This is a genomic window from Deinococcus pimensis DSM 21231 (assembly GCF_000519345.1).
Taxonomy (GTDB): domain Bacteria; phylum Deinococcota; class Deinococci; order Deinococcales; family Deinococcaceae; genus Deinococcus_A; species Deinococcus_A pimensis.
Genome location: NZ_KI912633.1, coordinates 296784 through 314251 on the forward strand (window position 1 = coordinate 296784; position 17468 = coordinate 314251).

The 17468-nt window shown below is 61.2% G+C and carries 17 protein-coding genes and 3 pseudogenes; 13 read left to right on the forward strand and 7 right to left on the reverse strand.

Going from position 1 to position 17468, the window contains the following annotated elements:
- The first annotated feature begins 79 nt into the window (after window positions 1–79).
- The 7 genes and pseudogenes from DEIPI_RS0106185 to DEIPI_RS41225 all read left to right on the forward strand — a co-directional run.
- On the forward strand, window positions 80–1759 hold the full coding sequence (locus DEIPI_RS0106185; RefSeq protein ID WP_027481219.1) for an O-antigen ligase family protein: 1680 nt from the start codon (window positions 80–82) through the stop codon (window positions 1757–1759).
- Between the two features lie 305 nt (window positions 1760–2064).
- A complete protein-coding gene (locus DEIPI_RS0106190) occupies window positions 2065–3753 on the forward strand; it encodes an autotransporter outer membrane beta-barrel domain-containing protein (RefSeq protein ID WP_027481220.1) in 1689 nt (562 codons plus the stop codon).
- Window positions 3750–4160, forward strand: coding sequence for a pilus assembly FimT family protein (locus DEIPI_RS28940; protein ID WP_045233720.1), 411 nt, complete (start codon window positions 3750–3752; stop codon window positions 4158–4160). The genes DEIPI_RS0106190 and DEIPI_RS28940 overlap by 4 nt, the downstream gene beginning before the upstream one ends.
- Entirely contained in the window at window positions 4157–4525 is a 369-nt protein-coding gene (locus DEIPI_RS0106200) for a type IV pilus modification PilV family protein (RefSeq protein ID WP_027481221.1), read from the forward strand. Before DEIPI_RS28940 ends, DEIPI_RS0106200 begins: the two co-directional genes overlap by 4 nt.
- Window positions 4525–5220, forward strand: a complete 696-nt coding sequence (locus DEIPI_RS35365) for a PulJ/GspJ family protein (RefSeq protein ID WP_052351631.1) — start codon at window positions 4525–4527, stop codon at window positions 5218–5220. Before DEIPI_RS0106200 ends, DEIPI_RS35365 begins: the two co-directional genes overlap by 1 nt.
- A gap of 529 nt (window positions 5221–5749) precedes the next feature.
- Window positions 5750–6118, forward strand: a complete 369-nt coding sequence (locus DEIPI_RS28950) for a type IV pilin protein (RefSeq protein WP_045233721.1) — start codon at window positions 5750–5752, stop codon at window positions 6116–6118.
- 93 nt (window positions 6119–6211) lie between these two features.
- A pseudogene (locus DEIPI_RS41225) lies at window positions 6212–7085 on the forward strand (IS701 family transposase); the annotation flags it as partial.
- A 16-nt stretch (window positions 7086–7101) separates the two neighbouring features.
- Here the strand turns inward: DEIPI_RS41225 and DEIPI_RS36430 are convergent.
- Window positions 7102–7961, reverse strand: a protein-coding gene (locus DEIPI_RS36430) for an IS5 family transposase (RefSeq protein WP_157463514.1) whose coding sequence is annotated in 2 segments (ribosomal slippage) — window positions 7102–7592 and window positions 7592–7961 — 861 coding nt in all. Because the reading frame shifts where the segments join, the coding sequence is not laid out codon by codon here.
- A gap of 31 nt (window positions 7962–7992) precedes the next feature.
- Here DEIPI_RS36430 and DEIPI_RS42195 point away from each other — a divergent pair.
- Window positions 7993–8417, forward strand: a pseudogene (locus DEIPI_RS42195) (IS701-like element ISDds6 family transposase); the annotation flags it as partial.
- 24 nt (window positions 8418–8441) lie between these two features.
- Here DEIPI_RS42195 and DEIPI_RS36435 read toward each other — a convergent pair.
- The 3 genes from DEIPI_RS36435 to DEIPI_RS36445 form a co-directional block, all read right to left on the reverse strand.
- Window positions 8442–8996, reverse strand: a complete 555-nt coding sequence (locus DEIPI_RS36435; protein WP_084474001.1) for a winged helix-turn-helix domain-containing protein — start codon at window positions 8994–8996, stop codon at window positions 8442–8444.
- Between the two features lie 416 nt (window positions 8997–9412).
- Entirely contained in the window at window positions 9413–9775 is a 363-nt protein-coding gene (locus tag DEIPI_RS41820) for a type IV pilin protein (protein WP_027481223.1), read from the reverse strand.
- A gap of 561 nt (window positions 9776–10336) precedes the next feature.
- Window positions 10337–11323 carry a transposase gene (locus DEIPI_RS36445; RefSeq protein WP_245588521.1) on the reverse strand — a complete coding sequence of 329 codons (987 nt, stop codon included), beginning with the start codon at window positions 11321–11323 and terminating at the stop codon, window positions 10337–10339.
- 250 nt (window positions 11324–11573) lie between these two features.
- Between DEIPI_RS36445 and DEIPI_RS41825 the strand changes: the two genes are divergently transcribed.
- Entirely contained in the window at window positions 11574–11936 is a 363-nt protein-coding gene (locus DEIPI_RS41825) for a type IV pilin protein (protein WP_045233724.1), read from the forward strand.
- A 107-nt stretch (window positions 11937–12043) separates the two neighbouring features.
- A pseudogene (locus DEIPI_RS36455) lies at window positions 12044–12846 on the forward strand (IS5 family transposase).
- A 101-nt stretch (window positions 12847–12947) separates the two neighbouring features.
- Here the strand turns inward: DEIPI_RS36455 and DEIPI_RS0106270 are convergent.
- Entirely contained in the window at window positions 12948–13727 is a 780-nt protein-coding gene (locus DEIPI_RS0106270) for a hypothetical protein (protein ID WP_027481225.1), read from the reverse strand.
- 82 nt (window positions 13728–13809) lie between these two features.
- The gene (locus tag DEIPI_RS40895) at window positions 13810–14364 is read right to left on the reverse strand and encodes a helix-turn-helix domain-containing protein (RefSeq protein ID WP_211238252.1); all 555 of its coding nucleotides are present in this window, start codon (window positions 14362–14364) and stop codon (window positions 13810–13812) included.
- A 191-nt stretch (window positions 14365–14555) separates the two neighbouring features.
- Between DEIPI_RS40895 and DEIPI_RS37460 the strand changes: the two genes are divergently transcribed.
- The 3 genes from DEIPI_RS37460 to DEIPI_RS0106285 all read left to right on the forward strand — a co-directional run bounded on the left by DEIPI_RS37460 (window position 14556) and on the right by DEIPI_RS0106285 (window position 16773).
- Complete coding sequence (locus tag DEIPI_RS37460; protein WP_157463492.1) at window positions 14556–15134, forward strand: hypothetical protein; 579 nt, start codon at window positions 14556–14558, stop codon at window positions 15132–15134.
- A gap of 192 nt (window positions 15135–15326) precedes the next feature.
- Window positions 15327–16274: an IS110 family RNA-guided transposase gene (locus tag DEIPI_RS0106280; protein WP_045233726.1), complete on the forward strand. Its 948-nt coding sequence runs from the start codon at window positions 15327–15329 to the stop codon at window positions 16272–16274.
- Entirely contained in the window at window positions 16261–16773 is a 513-nt protein-coding gene (locus DEIPI_RS0106285; RefSeq protein WP_084474003.1) for an IS5 family transposase, read from the forward strand. Before DEIPI_RS0106280 ends, DEIPI_RS0106285 begins: the two co-directional genes overlap by 14 nt.
- Here DEIPI_RS0106285 and DEIPI_RS37465 read toward each other — a convergent pair.
- On the reverse strand, window positions 16757–17173 hold the full coding sequence (locus DEIPI_RS37465) for a hypothetical protein (protein WP_169737032.1): 417 nt from the start codon (window positions 17171–17173) through the stop codon (window positions 16757–16759). The genes DEIPI_RS0106285 and DEIPI_RS37465 overlap by 17 nt on opposite strands.
- Window positions 17174–17468 lie beyond the last annotated feature (295 nt).

The window sequence follows — 17468 nt, forward strand, 5'->3', positions numbered from 1 at the left end:
CATCGAGCTTCGTCAGGAAAATGAGAAAGATTCCTCACGCTATCTTAATTTATTGGGCTGGTTGCGCTCTACTGAAGGTATGTGTGCCCTGAAGCCTTCCACCTTTTCCTGGACCCTCAAACCACCCGGAGTCACCCAGGGCGTCACCCTGGTCGTCACCGGCATTGCGCTGCTCACCACGTACCAGCTCAACACCCTCGGTCCTCAGTTCAGCCAACAACCCCTCCCCCTCCTGATCGGGTTTGGCACGCTCGCCGTTCATCTCTTGCGCCGTCACGACCTGCCCCTCCTCGCCTGGCTCTGGTGGGCCTCGGGGCTACTGACCCTGCTGTGGAGCCGCGCGCCCGGTGACACCATCAACCTCGCCCTGTGGGAACTGACCTACCTCGCCGCCTTCATCGCCGGACGAACCCGCCATGCCGCCACGCTCGTCCTGGGGCTGCTGCTGCTCAACGGCCTGTACACTAACCTCGTCTCCATCACGCTCGGCGGCATCTCCTATCTGTCAGGCTCGAGTCTGTACACCAGCGCCGCCCAGGCGTTGCCGCTCCTGCCCGTCGGTCTCACCCTTTGGCTACGGCATCCGCGCCTGAAGGTCTGGGCTGCCGGCGTCACGGTCCTCGCCGCGTACGCCGTGGCGATGTCCGGCTCACGTTCCGTCACCGTTCCCGCCCTGCTGGTCAGCCTGCTCGCGCTCGGCCTCCTTCACCGCAAAGGCGTGTCTTTGCGCGTCCTCGGAAGTGTCGTCCTCACCATGGCCCTCGGTGTCGCCGCCATCGACGCGGTCGTTCCCAAACATCCGCTGCTGCAGGCCACCACCGTCAAAGGCGCCATGACCGTCTCCACTGCCGACGCGGAACAAGGTGGGAACCTGCAGACACGCCTGCAAATGTGGGAAGCCGCCGCGGACCTCGCGTGGCGCCACCCGCTGGGCGTCGGGAACGGCGCATACCAGAACGCTTTTCAAGCGTATCTGCGCTGGCCCGTGTACTTCTCGCGGTTCCCGCACAACTACTACCTCGAGACGGTCGCCACCGGCGGATGGGCGCGGATGATAACGCTGCTGTTGCTCCTCGGGCTGGTGCTGCGCGCCAGCTGGCGCGAGGGCCGCTGGAGCTGGGGGCTGGGCGCGCTGGGTCTCTGGCTGTCCCTGCTGACCGACATCACCGGGGACATGCCGCTGGTGATGATCGCCGCCTTCGTCACGCTTGGCGCCGCCTTCGGTCCCACCAAAGCCACCGAGAGGGAGGACCTCACGCTCGGATCTTCTGTAGCCCGGTTTGGTGGCTGGGGCTGGTCGGCATTGCTGATCGCCGTGACGTTGGCCTGGTTCTGGCCGCTGCGCACCCTGGGGTCACCATTGCAGCAGCATCTCGCGTGGCTGCCCGAACTTAAGGACCGTCTGCCTCACGTGTCGCCTGCGGAAGCGGACCTTTTGCTCGACCACGCCACAAGGATGAATCCGGACAGCTTCGACCCTTACCGGCTGCGTCTGGCCCTCGCGCGCACACCCGCGCAGCAGGAGCGGGCGCTGCAGGAGGTCATCGAGCGGTTTCCCTACGCCTACCTCAGGGCGTACCTTGACCTCGCGGCTCTGAAGACGCAGCAGCAAGACGTTCCAGCGGCTCAGGTCGTGCTGAAGCAGGGCATCGAGCGCTTCTCCCGTACGACGTCACCGCTGGGGTTGACGTTGACGCCCTACCACAACAAAGAGTTGCTGCGCGCCGCGCGTAAGGAGCTGAACCGCCTTTTGCGCTGACGTCGACCACTGGTTTCGGCTGGAGCGCGGCTCACCTCAGTCCTGGGGACGGTTGTCTGCGCCGTTGCGTACGGTATTCGGGCGTGAAGGTGCAGGGTGGTCACGGCGCGTACGTTCTGTGCTCATACCTGAGGCGAACGCTGATCATCACACTGCAAGCGACAGAAGCGTGAAATTCCTCGGGTTTCTTCGGGAAAGTACCCCCATCAGGGGGTAACAGGAGATTTACCCACGCGCAATATTTAAGAAGTCTGAGTTTTCCGTCAAGCCCTCGCTTCGCCCCTTCCCGGGCTGGTTGGAGATCCATGAAGCAAAGAACCTCCGGTGTCGCCCTGCTCGTCGTTGTCCTCTTCACCGCCGCGATCCTCGTCACGATCCTCATCACCACCACCACCATCGCCCTCAACACCCGACAGACCTCCTCCTCGGACACCGCGTCTTACCAGGCGCTCCTCGCCGCCGAAAGCGGCGCCAACGCCTTCACCCCCCTGGTCACCAGCGCCGCCACCCGCTTCACAGGCACTGTCCCCACCAGCTGCGCGACCAGCAGCACCGCCGCCCTCAAGGCCGCCTGCGCCCTCAACGCCTGGTTGAGCGCATCGACCATCACGCCCTACTCGGCCGCCAACGGCACCGTCAACTTCACCGCCAAAAACATCACCCTCGACAGCAGCGGCAACATCAGCAGCGTCGACGTCGAGGCCGGCAGCGTCGTCGGAGGTGACCAAGCGCGAGTCATTGGCACCTACAAACTCTCCAAGCTGGCGCTCGCCCCCCCCAACGTGTACGGCGCCCTCACCTCCTGGCCATCCGTCACGCTGTCCGGCGGCGCGGTCATATCGGGCACCACCGCCTCCGGCAGTTCCGAAACGTACACCAACTTCCTCAACGTCACTTCGTCCAACACCATTAACCTCACTACCAGCATCACCCCCACCACCGCCACCGTCTCCGTCGCTTCGGACGCCACCAGCCAAAGCAACTCCAGCCTGCTCAAAGCCGGCATGTACGTGCGCCTGCCCGTCAAGAGCAACACAAGCGCCACCACCGCCACTGGCACCTTCAAGGTGACCAGCAACAACAATGGAGAGGTCAACCTCACCGCTGTCAGCCTGCCCGCCCTGCCCAGCGGGACGAGCAGCTGGCAATTGCCTTCCGGCACGTCCGGCCTTAACTACATCTACAACGCCGTCACCAGCTACACCAGCGCCTCGAACACCCTCACCCTCACCAGCGCAGAAGGCTTCTACAAAGACGACACCATCGCCCTCAACATCGGCGGCGTCACATACACCGCCACCGTCGCGACCGCCACCAACAACAGCACCGATCCCAAAACCTCCACCGTCACCGTGACGGGCTGGGTACCCACCAACCCTGGCGTACTCGTCACGGAGGGGCAGGCAGTCACGAAATCCACCAACGGCATCGCCACCAGCGGCGTTTACAACCAGAACGGCGGCGCCAACGTCGTCGGGGGCGTCGTACAGGGCAGCGGTACTGTCCCCAGTCCGCTCAGCGACGCGCTCTTCCAGCAGACCTTCGGGGTCAACAGCGCCACCCTCAGCAGCTACACCACCAAAGTGCCCGAAGCGAGCTTCACAGGCGCGGTCAGCGGACTCACCTGGGTCAGCAGCACCGACGGAAACGTCAACCTCAATAACGAAAAAATCAACGGTAACGGCATCCTCGTCATCGACGGTGACCTCAACATCAACCAGAACGGACAGGCCGGCGATGTGTGCGACTTCAAAGGGCTGATCTACGTCCGCGGGAACCTCGACCTCAAAGGCAACCTGCAGGTCTGCGGCGCCGTGGTCGTTGAAGGCTCCGTGCTGTCTAGCGGCACCGTGATCGGCACGGACAACAGCAGCACCGACATCGCCGGCAACGGCCGCAAAGTCGCGTACGACATCAACGCCCTCATCAGCGCCTTCAACGGCATCGGCGGCTACACCTTCGCGCCCCTCAACTACACCTGGAGACAGCGATGAAGCGCGGCTTCACCTTGCTCGAACTTATCCTGGTGCTCGCCATCGGCACCATCCTCGCGACGCTCGCGGTTCCCAAATACCTCAGCTGGACGATCAGCACGAGACTCAAGATGGACGCCAACATCATCGCATCCGCCGTTTACAACACCCGCATGCAGGCCAAACGCACCGCGAGCAGCAAACAGCTCAGCACCACCAGCGGCAGCTCCTCCTTCACGGCCGCGGGCGTCACCACCACCTTGCAGTACACGAAACTCATGACCACCTCTACCCTCAACTTCAACCCGCCCTACGGCACCAGCCCGGACACCCTCCCCATCGCTCTGACCGTGCAGTCCCTGCGTGACAGCAGCAAAACCCTCACCGTGCGTGTGGTGAGCCGCATGGGCAAGGTGGTGGTGCAGTGACCTCCTCAAGACAGGCCGGATTCTCCATTCTCGAGGTGCTGGTCGCGTTGGCCTTTCTCGCCGTCGTCATCGTCGTCGGGATGGGACTGATCACCAGCAACATGACCATGAACGTCCGCTCAAAGGACCGCACCGACATCACCATGACCGTACGTTCGTACTTCGAACAGGCCCGCGCGACCTACGTCACGAACTTCGACAGTGCCGCTCCAGCCGCGCCGAGCAACTGCACGATCTCCCCGGCAGGATCACCCGTGAGCCTGAAGACCAGCACCTCAGGCAGCGTGATTCTCAAACGCATCACCTTAAACTGCACGCTCAGTTCGAAGTCGTACACCTTCTCGATGGACTTCGCGAGGCCCTGATGAAAACGACCGGTTTCACCCTTGTCGAGATGCTCGTTGCGATGGCCGTGTTTGCCGTTGCTATCGTGGCGCTGATTCAATTCCAGTCGTTCACGGTGAGCTCCTCGACCCGCACTTCGTACGAATCGCAACGGTTGATCTCCCTCACAGATGTCGGCGGGTACATCGGGGACATCGTCAAGGCCGCCCAACAGGTACCGGACGGGTACACCATCGACGGGCTGGACTGCCGCCGCACGCCTACGAGCGGAAACCTTCCGTGTCTCGCCGTAGTGCTGCCTGTGGTGAACGCCTCAACGGGGGAGATCACCAGTTGGACCTTGTACGCCTTCCGTTACCGCCTCCGCACCGTGATGGCAAGCACCGAACGGGACAATACCCGCCTTGACGCGTACGCATATGCGCTGCAGGAAGTCACGGTGGCGTACGACGCGAGTGTCACCGGGTGCGGCGCTATCACCGCCACTTCAACTCCCAGCATCACCTGCTTCACAGGTGGCAGCGGCGCGGTCACACGCGCCTGGATTGCCGACAATTTGATGCTGGCCAGTGGCACGACGATGTTTAGCTTCAGCACAGCTTCCAAAGTTGTGACCATCGCGTTGCAAAGCGTTAGCATTCAGGGTAATAGTATAAAGTACACGCCGTCAACGTCGCCTTATACACTTAAAGTGTTCGCACGAAATGCTTCATAAGGGGCTGAGGACAGTTTAGAGAGCGCTATGGTGGCATGATGGTCGACCAGCCCACCCCTGACGACCTTTGGTATCTCGTCAAGACCATCATCCCCTCCGCGCTCAGTACGAACGCCCCAAGCGAAAGTGTATTCACCCTGCTGCACCCTCGCTGGCATTCTCTATAAACCAAATCTCGAACGGAAGACTGTCTGTCCTGTCGCTGATCTCGTCGTTCTCGAAGAACCTGAACGACTTCATCACTTCGTCTGCATCGGCTGGTGGGATACCAATATGCCCCGCAAGGGTCCTGGCCCTGTTATGGCAGTTAGGTCTTGAGCCCAAGTTTTTATTCTCTTGAAAGGCGTTCCTGTGGCTTGGTAGAGTGCTGCTCTTTGCTCTGCCCGATTATGAGAAAAATATATATACAATGTGAATAATATGATGTAAGCTTAAGGTGAGGTGGTACGCCCAAGCTAAGCCGGGTGGAAAAACCTCGACTGACACGATGCAGAGCTCATATATACCTCCAACTGCATCGAGGAGTCTTATGAAGAATAGCACGCAAGGCTTCACCCTGATCGAGCTGCTGATCGTGATCGCGATCATCGGCATCCTCGCCGCCGTCCTCATCCCCAACCTGCTCGGCGCACGTAAGCGCGCCTATGACACCGCCAGCCTCAACTGCGGTAAGCAGATTCAGGCAGCACAGACGGCCTACAACGGCAACTATCGCACCTACACTGGCGCGATAACGAGCCTGGACCAGGACTTGATTGATAACTGTGATTCACAGGGCATCGTTGTTACTGATGGAGTCGGCACAGCAACTACATTTAGTCTCAGAGTAAAGAATACCAACGGTACCAGTGAATATACGATCACCCAAAATGCAATTACAAAAACTAGCAACTTTTAAATGAATTCATGATATCTCCCTTTTATTGTGGGGGCTACAAGACTTTTTTACTTCTGGGCGGCTCTCAGTCGCCCAGCGCCCCTTTGACTGATCCTGACCCTTAGGGCCGTACCTCACTCCTGGCCGGAGGCGTTTCGAGACTTCCTGCTTCCTATCTCAAAACTCTCCATCGCGCCCAGCAACGCGCCTGCCTCCCCAAGTACATCCGTCGGCTCCTCGCTCCACTCGAACGCAAAAGCACCGAGCCGATCGCCGAGCACCTCGGCGTGCCCTACCAGCGACTGCATCACTTCCTCAACGTCAGCACCTAGGATGCCGGGACCACCTTGCAGCAACTCGCCCAGCAAGCCCAACTCCTATGCGGCAAGAAGCACGCCGTGCTGATCATCGACGACACCGCCCTGCCCAAAAGCGGTGACCGCAGTGTCGGTGTTGCGCCCCAGTACTGCGGAGTGCAGCGCCGCGTCACCAACTGCCAGGTGCTCGTCACCCTCACGCTCGCTGACGGGCCAGTGTTCGCGCCGCTGGGGATGCGGTTGTTCCTGCCGCAAGTCTGGACCGCTGATCCATTAAGGTGTGCCTCTGCAGGCGTCCCCGCACAGCTGCGCGCGTTCGCGACCAAGCAGGACCTCGCGCTGAACGAACTCGACCGGGTGCGCGATGCGGGCGTGACCTTCGGCGTGGTGGTCGCGGACGCCGGGTACGGATCGAGTGTGGCCTTTCGGCGTGGCCTGACACAGCGGGGGTGACCTGGGCGGTTGGAATCGTTGGGTATCATGGCGTCTATCGTCTGGACGTCGACCTTGCTGCGCAGGCCAAGCAACGTACGGGACGTCCGGCCAAGCACCTTATACCGAGCGAGCGGGCGCGGCCGATTCACGAGGCGTTGGGCCTTTTGCCGCCGCATTACTGGCATGCCGTCGAAGGCGCAAAGAAGTCGCGTTGGGGGCTTGTGCGGATGCGACTAGGGTCTGTCTGACTGATCAGAGCCACAGCAGGATGCACGCGACATGGACGGCACTCAAGAAGTGCCGTCCACGCTTGTCATACCGCGTCGCCAGCGCACGGAAGTCCTTGAGCCGGTTGATGCACCGCTCCACTACCTGCCGCCCCTCGTACAACACTCGGTCGAACGTTGGCGGTCGTCCCCCCTTCGACCCACGCCGCAAGCGCGCCTGACGGGCATCTTCGCGCTCCGGACACACGCACCTGATGCCCCGCCGGCGCAACAAGCGCCGGTACTTCCGCGCGCCGTACGCCTTGTCCACCCGCAAGATCGGCGGGCGCTTGCGGGGACGACCACCGCCCACACGCGGCACCCGGACGGTGTCCAGTAAGGGCTCCAGGTACGTCGCGTCGCTCGCCTGACCTTCGGACACCAGCACCGCCAGCGGTCGCGCCTTACCGTCGCTCAGCACGTGGATTTTGCTGGTTCGACCGCCTCGACTCGCGCCGAGCCACTCGCCTGGAATCAACCCCTTTTTTCGAGCCTGGCAGGGGTCTTGCGGGCCCCGGTGGCGCTGCGCTGGGCGCGGACGTGGGTGCTGTCGGCGGCGGCGCCATCCCAGTCGATGTGGCCGTCAGCGTCCTGTTTGACTTGCAGGGCGGTGAGGATGCGCTGCCAGGTGCCGTCACGGGACCAGCGGACGAAGCGGTCGAAACAGGTCTGCCAGGGCCCGTAGCGTTCGGGAATGTCGCGCCAGGTGGCGCCGGTCTTGAGGCGCCAGAGGATGCCGTTGATGACGCGGCGGTGGTCAGTGTAGGCGTGTCCTCGTCGGGGGTTGCCGGGGAGGTGGGGTGCGAGGGTGCGCCACTGGGATTCGGTGAGGTCCGTGCGGCCTATGGCCTGACCGTACGACCTCACCGTGAGATCAGTCAGACAGACCCTAGCCGACGGCCCTAAGATCTCCAAGGGCGAGCGTCTCCCCAGCGAGGAGGTGTGGGTCATCGGAGAGAAACGGCGCGGTGGGACATCAAATACTACGTGGCGAACCATCTGAAGTGTACGTCGAAAGCAGTGATCGTGCAGCATACGAAGGCGCGGTGGGCGTGTGAGGTGAATCACGGCCAAACGAAGGAAGAGCTGGGCCTCGACCATTTTGAAGGACGGTCGTGGCGGGGGTTGACGCATCATGTGGTGCTGATGATGTTGACGATGCTGTTCTTGCAATGGGTGCGGGTCCGGACCCGCACTGGGGCGGCGTGTGTGTTCACGCTGCCGGCAGCGCGACGTGAAGCGAGCCGAACGCTGGAGGCCGTTCGGCTTGGAAGGTGCCCGCTTGGAAGGTGCCCGCATTGCTGGTAGCGGATTCGGGCTGCCCCCTCATGACCGCGAAGGGAAGTGACAAAGTTCTGCCTGTCTCCTCGAGAAGGACCAGGGTCGCGTCACCCGCGAGGTCCTTTTTTTCAGCTCGGAGAGTGTCTCTGAGTGCCAATGCTCAACGAGTCCATCGTCGCGTTCTCGTGCACGCTTGACAGGCTTTTGAGGACTCCAGCCCAGGGTGTGCAGCAGCGTCCCGAAATACCCAACCGGGTAGAGCACCTTGAAGTGCTGCCAGAGAAGATTACGAACACGCGGCAGCGTCCACTCGTCCGTCGGGTAGCCGTGATGCGGCCCGCCCTGGGTCAACAGGGTGAGCAGGTCGCGCTTCTGATCGGCGGTGAGGTAGGGGGTGCGGCCAGGAGCAGTCCGAGCGCGCAGGGCATCAGGGCCACCTGCCTGAAAGGTGCGGTGCGAACGTTGGATGGTCGTGAGGTGCACCCCGAGCTCGCGTGCGAGGGCAGGGTGCGTGAGGTGGTGCTGTTGGAAGAGCCGAGCTGCTTCCAGACGGCGTTCTTCCATCTGCGCGCGAGTAAAGTGGCTGGGGCGCCAAGTCATCGCGGAAATGTACTGGTCGCAGCGTTAACTACCTGAGGGTCAGTAATGGTGCTCTGGGACAAGATGATAGGCATGTCCGTCCCACACGCGTTGCCTCGCGGCTTGCGCACCTACCTCAACCCCTTCGCCACGCTGAGCAGCACTCTAGCCTCGCAGGTTACCTCCGAGGTCTGATCGCCGTTTAGCAGTTACAGTGGTCGAACACCAGAGGGTGTTCCGCTGTTCGAAGTCGCTGAGCAGGCGGAGTTGATGCTTTTTACTCCGGGTCATGCTGGCCTCCTTCCAGGTTTCCTTGACCCTATGCCTGCCAGCACCAGTGGGATTATCCCGGCCAGTCAACCAGCTGACCCATGACCTCCGTATAGAGCGAAAAGAACCGACCACCAGGACGGTGGTCGGTATGAATCCCGAGCTTGTTACTGGGCCTTGATGCTGTCCTGCGTAACGTTGTAGGTCTTGGTGCCCAGCGTGTTGGTCACGACGAACTTGAACGCCGTGGCGGTGTTGTCAGCCGCCGTGGTGGTGACAGTCACAGTGCCGGTGCAGTTGGACACAAGGTCCGCCTGCAGCTTGCTGAAGGCGTCGGCGTAGATCTGGTAGTCGCCGTTGTAGGCCGTCTGTGCCGCCTGAATCTGCTTACCGCAGTTGAGGCTGGCGGTGTCATAGGCGCGCTTACGTGCGCCGAGCAGGTTGGGGATGAGGACGGCGGCGAGGATGCCGATGATCGCGATCACGATCAGCAGCTCGATCAGGGTGAAGCCTTGCGTGCTGTTCTTCATAAGACTCCTTGGGCTGCCCCGAAATAAAATAGATGCAGGCGCAGCGGGGGTAGGGCTTACAGTGCTCTCCTTTGGGGAGTTGCGCTGTATTTATAACCTACTCAAGAAACTCTTACAAAAGCCTTACGGAGGGTGCGGGCCATTCATCTTAGCTCGTGATTTAACCGCGACCGCCATCTCGGTGGTCGCTTTTCTCCGTCCTGTCCAAGGTCAAGCGGACCGTTTGGTGGCTGGAAAGCGCGGCGCCTTGCCCGACACCGCCCCATTTGGCCGACCCGGCGACCGACCGCATGGTTTCGGCACGCACGCCGGACTCCCCAAGCGCACCAGAAGCCGCACAAAACCCTGCCGTACCCGAGCGGGGGTCATCCGTCCAGCCTCCTGTGGTCGTTGCCAAGGGAGCCGAGCATCCTCCACGATGCCTCTTGACAAGCGGAGTTGCGTGAACGCCAGCAACACCAGCCATGACCAGCGATCCGCCTGCTCCGGGTGCCGCACTCTCGGCGTGTCCCAGTTCAGGGTCTGCTTGACGAAGCGGTACGTGTGCTCAAGGTCAAAGCGTTACACGTACGCTCGCCACAACAGGACTAGATCTGGCTCGCCCGGGCCTCGCCACCATAACCACAACACCTTAGGCGCGCGGACTTCTCGTGGCAGTCGGCTCACCTCCACGGGCAGCACCGTCCCCTTCAAGATCGGTCTGGGTTGGTCAGGGCCTCGTCGGTTCGGGTCGGTCACCTTCGAGTGCAGCCCGCTCCAAGCGCGAACATTCACCTGCCCGTACCGCGCGTCCTGTTCGCACAACTCGTAGGTTGGAGCGGTCCAGGTGCTCGGGTCGTGGCACGAGAACTTCGTGCCGTGCCGCTTGGGTCGCCCGCCGATTGCACTGTACGTGTTCTGGGCGTCCGCGTAGAAGTTGCGGTTGCGGCGGATGCGTTCCAGGATTGCTGCTTTAGACGGGTCCGTGTTCATCGCGAGCCGCATCGGATCGTACCCACCATCGAACACGAACAGGGGTGGCTCACCGCCTGGAAGTGCGTGCAGGACGTGCTGCATCTGTTCGAGGGCCACCGCATGGAAGTTGGTGTCCATGTGGACGCGCCGCACGTCTAGTGAGGTTGTCCAGCTGCGGCGCTGACCACTGATGCCCGCGACCCAGGAGTACGACCAGCCGGCGACGAACGGACGACCGCCGCTGTGACGGCTGGTGTGATAGTGATAGCCGCGCCCGGGGCTGGTTTCGGCGTCATTTCGGATCCAGGTGGTGGTGTCGACGGCGAAGACACGTGGTGCTTGTGGCTCGACGGTCCGGGCGACCAGGGTCCGGAGGCGCTCGACATCCATCCGTCCGTGCTGGAGTGCACCATAGAGACTGCCGTGGCCGCGTTGGTGGACGGGTTGCAGGCTGAGGGTGGCGAGGCTGGGCGCGAGTCCAGCGGTGAGGATTGCGTCGGTGAGCGCGAACAGGGCGTCTCGGTGGCGGGTAAAGCAGCGGTGCATGTGGGCGCGGAGGGTCTGGAGTCGCGCCAGAAGCGAGGTAGCATCCATACCCGAGGGTACGAGACGCTGCCAGCTGACCAATAATGGGATTACAACCGAGGTGAGACGGGGTATATATACCCCCAACTATATGAGTATTTTATTAGATAACTCAAGAATTGATTAAGACAAGATTGGAGATATGAGGCTATTGTAGTGGTAAGCGCAATCTCCTCCTTATCTTCCTCATGGGCTTGGGGGGGTAGTGCATCGGCGCAACGTGGAATGCGTATACGCCATTCCACGTTATAGGAGTCTTATGAAGAACAGCACGCAAGGCTTCACCCTGATCGAGCTGCTGATCGTGATCGCGATCATCGGCATCCTCGCCGCCGTCCTCATCCCCAACCTGCTCGGCGCACGTAAGCGCGCCTATGACACCGCCAGCCTCAACTGCGGTAAGCAGATTCAGGCGGCACAGACGGCCTACAACGGCGACTACCAGATCTACGCCGACGCCTTCAGCAAGCTGCAGGCGGACCTTGTGTCCAACTGCACCGGCACTGTGACTGTCACCACCACGGCGGCTGACAACACCGCCACGGCGTTCAAGTTCGTCGTGACCAACACGCTGGGCACCAAGACCTACGACGTTACGCAGGACAGCATCAAGGCCCAGTAACAAGCTCGGGATTCATACCGACCACCGTCCTGGTGGTCGGTTCTTTTCGCTCTATACGGGACTTAGACCGCCTAACAAAACCTCAGGTAGGGCTGCGAGGCTTGGGTATGCCCAAGCCTCAAGTCAGTGACGACCTCTGGGCGCTGATCCACCCCCTGCTCCCACCCGAACCCCCCAAACCCAAAGGCGGCAGGCCCCGCATCTCTGACCGGGACGCGCTCGAAGGCATCCTCTTTGTGCTCAGGACCGGCACGCCCTGGGAACACCTGCCGCTCGAACTCGGGTACGGCAGCGGCATGACGTGCTGGCGCCGCTTGCGGGACTGGCATGAAGCGGTGTCTTCACGCGGCTGCATCACGTGCTGCTCGACCGCCTGGCCGAAGCTGACCAACTCGACTGGAGCCGCGCCAGTCTCGACAGCACGACGGTCCCCGCGGCAAGGGGGGCTCTCAAACCGGTCCGAACCCGACGGATCGAGGACGTCCAGGAAGCAAACGGCATGTGATCGTCGACGGACACGGAACGCCGCTGGCGGTGTTGATCTCACCGGCCAATCGACACGACAGCATGCTGTTCGAGCCTCTGCTGGACGCCGTTCCCCTGATCCGCAACGGTCAGCGGGGCCACCCGAGGAAGCGTCCCGACACGCTGTACGCGGACAAGGCGTATGACATCCCAAGATGCCGGCGGGCACGGCGAGCGGCGAATCAAGGTGCGCATCGCGAGACGCAGGGTGGAGTCGAGCGAGCGTCTGGGGCGGCATCGGTGGATCGTGGAGCGGACCTTGTCATGGTTCAGCCGGTTCCGTCGGTTGAAGGTGCGGTATGAAGTGCGGGCGGACATCTTCTTGGCGTTCACGCAACTGGCGTGCTGCCTGATCACGTTCAGGCAGCACGCCCGGTTTTGTTAGGCGGTCTAAGAGCCTGTTTCATGACCGATCAGAGATGTCGAGTACAACACACCCGCACGGTTCGGTGTTGCCCCGATATGACTCGATCAAGCGCTAAATCTCTACGGCCTGACGGAGCGGACCACCGGTACTTGATCGGACAAGCCATGCCAGTCGTAACTTACAGTGAAAAAGCCACAACGATCGGACCGCTGCGCCACGAACTGCCGCGCATCCGCGTGTTCAAGCCACTTCTCCACCAGCAGTTCGTCGTCAATCCGCCCACACCCGGCACGCGGTGGAATCACGAACTCCAAGGACCGCAGCGCGCCTGTGTCCGCGCGGACGATCAACAGCCGGATGATGGACGGATCACGCTCTAGGCCGGTCGCTCTTCGCTGACGAAACAGCAGTTCGCTGTGACTGCCGGCCAGCGGAAGGCCGGTCGCCGTCGTCGCCCACAACTGGCGGCCGTCCAACAGTCGGAAGCCGACGATGTCGTTCGTCCAGTCCACCGCGTTGGAGATCCGTCCCACCCACAAGACGTTCCCGATGACCTGCCAACCACGCCGCGGTCCGGTCGCGGCCCCAAGAAACCTCCCATCAAGGTCGCGGTGCCACACGGTGTGCCTGTTGACAGTTGAACGCACGATGATGCGAAGCTGCCGCCTGCCACTTCGAGTGTTGCCGAACTCGCCCAGGATGACGACGTACCGTCCGACCTCACCTGTGCTGACAAGGTCGATTCCGGGTGAAATTTGGGATTGGGAGGTTCCCCCGGGCACGGCAGGCACCTTGGCCGGGCGGGGAGACGCGGCCGAGGAGGAACTGAGAGGAGGGCCGGCGCCCCCCGCGAACGCCAGATTGAGCAACACGAACAGGATCACGAGGGCTGGGCGCATGCTCGCACCATACCGTTGCTGTTTGTTCGCCGTGATCGAATTCGTGCTGCTTAAACCGGTCCACTTGGCGCACCTGTCCGGTCTACCCGTCAAGACGGCACAGCGTCCGATAGCAGATCAACGCGCACCCTAACAAGTGAAGCGCCAAGAAGGCTGATGCACTGCGTTCTGCACGCAAACGAAGCCGCCGAAAGCCATTGAGCCAGCGGTAGTGATTCCGTTCCACGGCGCGACCGTCCGGTTGCTGTGGACTGAACCCCAGGGAACGGAGGAGTTTGCGGACGTGGTCGCGGTGGTACCACACGCCAAAGTGCTGCCCGATCACGTCTCGCACGCGCGGCTCCGTCCAGGTGGCGTCGGGGAAGCCGTGCGCGAGCGCGCCTTGTCGCAGCAGACTGCGGACGTGCTCACGCTGCTCGCCTGTGAGGCGTGGAGTGGGGCCGGGAGCGACCGTGGCTTGGAGGGTGCCGCGCTGCTTGTGGCGTTCGACCCAGGTGGAGACGGTCTTGATGCTGACGCCGAAGTGCTCGGCGATGTCTTTGTGGGTTTGGGTGTCGGCTTGGAGCCAGTCGAGGGCGGCGAGGCGGCGTTCTTCGAGTTGAGCTCGGGTGTATCGCTTGGGCTGCCAGCCGATCATGCTCCAACGTACACCTTCCGAGCCACGCCGAAATCAATAAATTGTCCGTACACGCCCACGGTGTGACACCTCGCTCCGATTTTTGCACAGCAATAGGGGCAACTCAGGTGATGTGGCAAGATCCTCTGGGGACGAGTAGGGTGACGTTAGTGCAACGCCCCCCCCATCTCCTACTCTGTCTTCTCGTTGCCGTGGCCACACTGGCACTATGGGTAACGTACAGGCCGCTCAACCTACCGACTAAGGCGCGATTTCCCGTCGCCTTCCAGGGAGTGGGTGGAGTTGTTTATCTATATAGTGGTGCCGTTTGGCCTGATATTTTGATTGCTGAGCGCGCGACACCAACCACATTGGCTATGTACGATGAGTTACACAACATTATTAGGATGCGTGAAGATGTCTGGGTCGCTGTCCTTCCTCATGAAATATCTCACTTATACGACCGTCAGACCCACGCGTTAGACCTTGACGCCACCATACCGCATTGCTTGGCCTTCCCAGAGGCTTATGGTTTTAATGCGCCCGATACGGTTGGCGAGACCGGCATTTCAGGTGGAAGTCTTGAATATTTCTGCTCAAAGGCCGAAGTGCTCGCGCGGTTTCGTTCGTATATGTTTGAATTGAACTGTCCCAGTCGTGCCATTGGTGCGTTTGGAGTCAAGGGATTTGCGGTATGCGCCAATACGCCAATTTTTGCACAGTTAGGGGTAGCCCAAGCAGTTGCTCTGGCGAAAACATATAGGCTGTCACCCCAAGGGCCGAATCGTTAAAAGCCGAAACGGTCTTGTATGTTCGAGGTGGGGCGCAGCGCGGACAGATCGCAAACGGTCAGGTTCCTTTGAGACCGCTTTTGAGCCCAGGTCACCGCGCTGAACCCTCCAGCAGAGCCCGAATGGTTGCCTGAGCAGCACCTCGAATCCACAAGACAGGGCGGCGCTGGAAGTGCCCCACTGGAGGTGCTGATGAACTCAAAAACGTTTATCGGCGTGGACGTCAGCAAGCACCGTCTGGATTTCGCCGTCCGACCTACCGGCGAAATTGACGCCGAAGCGAACAACCCGGACGGCGTTTTGCGTCTGGCACAGCGTCTCGCTGAACTCCGCCCGGACCTGGTGGTCGTCGAAGCGACCGGCGGGTACGAGCAATCTTTGGTGATCGCGCTGGCCGAGCTGCACCTTCCGATCGTTGTGGCCAATCCCCGCCAAGTGCGCGACTTCGCCAAAGCGACCGGGCAGCTCGCCAAAAACGACACCCTCGACGCGATGTTGCTTGCCCAGTACGCCGAGGCCGTCCGGCCATGTGTGCGCGGACTGCCTGACGCGCACCTGCGCGCCTTACGTGACGTGGTGAACCGACGCCGGCAAGTGGTGGAAATGCTGGTCGCTGAAGGCAACCGGCTGCGGGAGACGTGCGACTCCGCGGTCCGCCAAGACATTCAGGCGCACCTTGAGTACCTCAAGCAGCGCTGCAGGACGCTGGAGCAAGAACTCCTTGATCGGGTGGAAGCTGATCCGTTGTGGCATCAACGGTGCGACGTGCTGATCAGCGTGCCCGGCGTCGGGCAGGTCATCGCCGTGACCCTGCTGGCCGACCTTCCAGAACTGGGTCAATTGACTGGCAAGCAGATCACCGCCTTGGTAGGTTTGGCGCCGTACAGCTACGACAGCGGGAAACGCCAGGGCCGGCGGTTCATCTGGGGTGGGCGGAGCGCCGTAAGGAGAGCGTTATTCATGGCCGCCATGAGCGGCATTCGTTGGAATCCAGTGTTGAGGGTGTTCTACGAGCGGCTGGTGGCGCGGGGGAAACCGAAGATGGTGGCGATCGTCGCGTGCATGCGTAAATTGCTGATCGTCCTGAACGCCATGATTCGGACTTCGTCCCCTTGGCGGGGGGAGGCTGTCGTGGCATGACGCCACGACAGCCTCCCCCCGCCCTCCTGCCTGCCTTGACAACCAACATGGTTGCTCAAAACGCCTTCAGGACATAAAGGTCATGGCGATCGCGGACGGCCACCGTCTCCCGATCGCGTTGCATGTGGCAAGTGCCAGCCCACACGAAGTCACCCTCGTCCACGACACGCTCGAACACACCCTCGGCTTTGACCTCCCGAAACGGCTCATCGGCGATCGCGCTTACGACAGCGACGGTCTGGACACCGAACTCGCCGCGCTGGGGATCGAGATGATCGCGCCGAACCGAAGGAAGCGCTCAAAGACGCAGGACGGCCGACCTTTGCGCCGCTATGAGCGACGCTGGCGAATCGAGCGGTTGTTCGCGTGGCTGCACAACTTCCGGCGTTTGGTGACGCGGTGGGAGTGGCACGCTGAGAACTTCCTCGGCATGGTGCAACTCGGTGTCGCCATGATCCTTCTTCGTCAATGGCCTCTCAAGGTCAAAGCACCAGCGTGATATTCCACAATCGCCCGTCCTGAAGAGCGATGCGGGCACCCGACGGTGTTGACCACAGTTGGGTGCCGTTCTCTTCCCGATCAAGCGAGAGGTCAATGTCGTGTTCGTGGCACCACGCAAGCGGATCGCCGTCGTGCATCGAGAAGCCACACCAGTCCACCACATCGGAGGGTTCGTGCCCTGCGGATCGGGTCAGCTCCACACTATGTAAGGTCCCATTGAGGAGCCAGAGCACCAGGTTGCCTCTCTGGAGCTGACACCAGCCTTTGGAGACGCGTCCAGCATGGAAGGTGACTCTGAAGCGTTCCAGCAGGTGTTCGACGCGGTCGTCCGGTCGCAACGGTAGGTGGTCACGGGACGTCAGCAGGGTACGGAGCGATAGGGTCTTGAGACGTGGCACAAACACACCCTGGCAGGAACCGCAGGTCATCACATCCGCGTTTTAGCCCAGGCTAAACGTATGCGGTCGGTAGAACGCCTAACATCGCGTTTTTGGTTTTTTGGATGGCTTCTAATTTCTATGTTTCATAGCGATTTATAGTAATCATTGATTTATCCAAGGCCGATATGATAAGGATCATCCTTATTGTAGTAATAGATATGATGCTTATCACTACATACAATATTAGGCAAGAAGCGGAACACCGTAATCGAATCCTATATTTGTTATCCTGCCCATCTCTAAAAGCCAGTAT

What these genes read in the sequence shown, in the direction of transcription:
- DEIPI_RS0106185 (WP_027481219.1), top strand. Translation starts at nt 80, where the DNA reads ATGTGTGCCCTGAAGCCTTCCACCTTTTCCTGGACCCTCAAACCACCC.
- DEIPI_RS0106190 (WP_027481220.1), top strand. Translation starts at nt 2,065, where the DNA reads ATGAAGCAAAGAACCTCCGGTGTCGCCCTGCTCGTCGTTGTCCTCTTC.
- DEIPI_RS28940 (WP_045233720.1), top strand. Translation starts at nt 3,750, where the DNA reads ATGAAGCGCGGCTTCACCTTGCTCGAACTTATCCTGGTGCTCGCCATC.
- DEIPI_RS35365 (WP_052351631.1), top strand. Translation starts at nt 4,525, where the DNA reads ATGAAAACGACCGGTTTCACCCTTGTCGAGATGCTCGTTGCGATGGCC.
- DEIPI_RS28950 (WP_045233721.1), top strand. Translation starts at nt 5,750, where the DNA reads ATGAAGAATAGCACGCAAGGCTTCACCCTGATCGAGCTGCTGATCGTG.
- DEIPI_RS36435 (WP_084474001.1), bottom strand. Translation starts at nt 8,996, where the DNA reads ATGACTTGGCGCCCCAGCCACTTTACTCGCGCGCAGATGGAAGAACGC.
- DEIPI_RS41820 (WP_027481223.1), bottom strand. Translation starts at nt 9,775, where the DNA reads ATGAAGAACAGCACGCAAGGCTTCACCCTGATCGAGCTGCTGATCGTG.
- DEIPI_RS36445 (WP_245588521.1), bottom strand. Translation starts at nt 11,323, where the DNA reads ATGGATGCTACCTCGCTTCTGGCGCGACTCCAGACCCTCCGCGCCCAC.
- DEIPI_RS41825 (WP_045233724.1), top strand. Translation starts at nt 11,574, where the DNA reads ATGAAGAACAGCACGCAAGGCTTCACCCTGATCGAGCTGCTGATCGTG.
- DEIPI_RS0106270 (WP_027481225.1), bottom strand. Translation starts at nt 13,727, where the DNA reads ATGCGCCCAGCCCTCGTGATCCTGTTCGTGTTGCTCAATCTGGCGTTC.
- DEIPI_RS40895 (WP_211238252.1), bottom strand. Translation starts at nt 14,364, where the DNA reads ATGATCGGCTGGCAGCCCAAGCGATACACCCGAGCTCAACTCGAAGAA.
- DEIPI_RS0106280 (WP_045233726.1), top strand. Translation starts at nt 15,327, where the DNA reads ATGAACTCAAAAACGTTTATCGGCGTGGACGTCAGCAAGCACCGTCTG.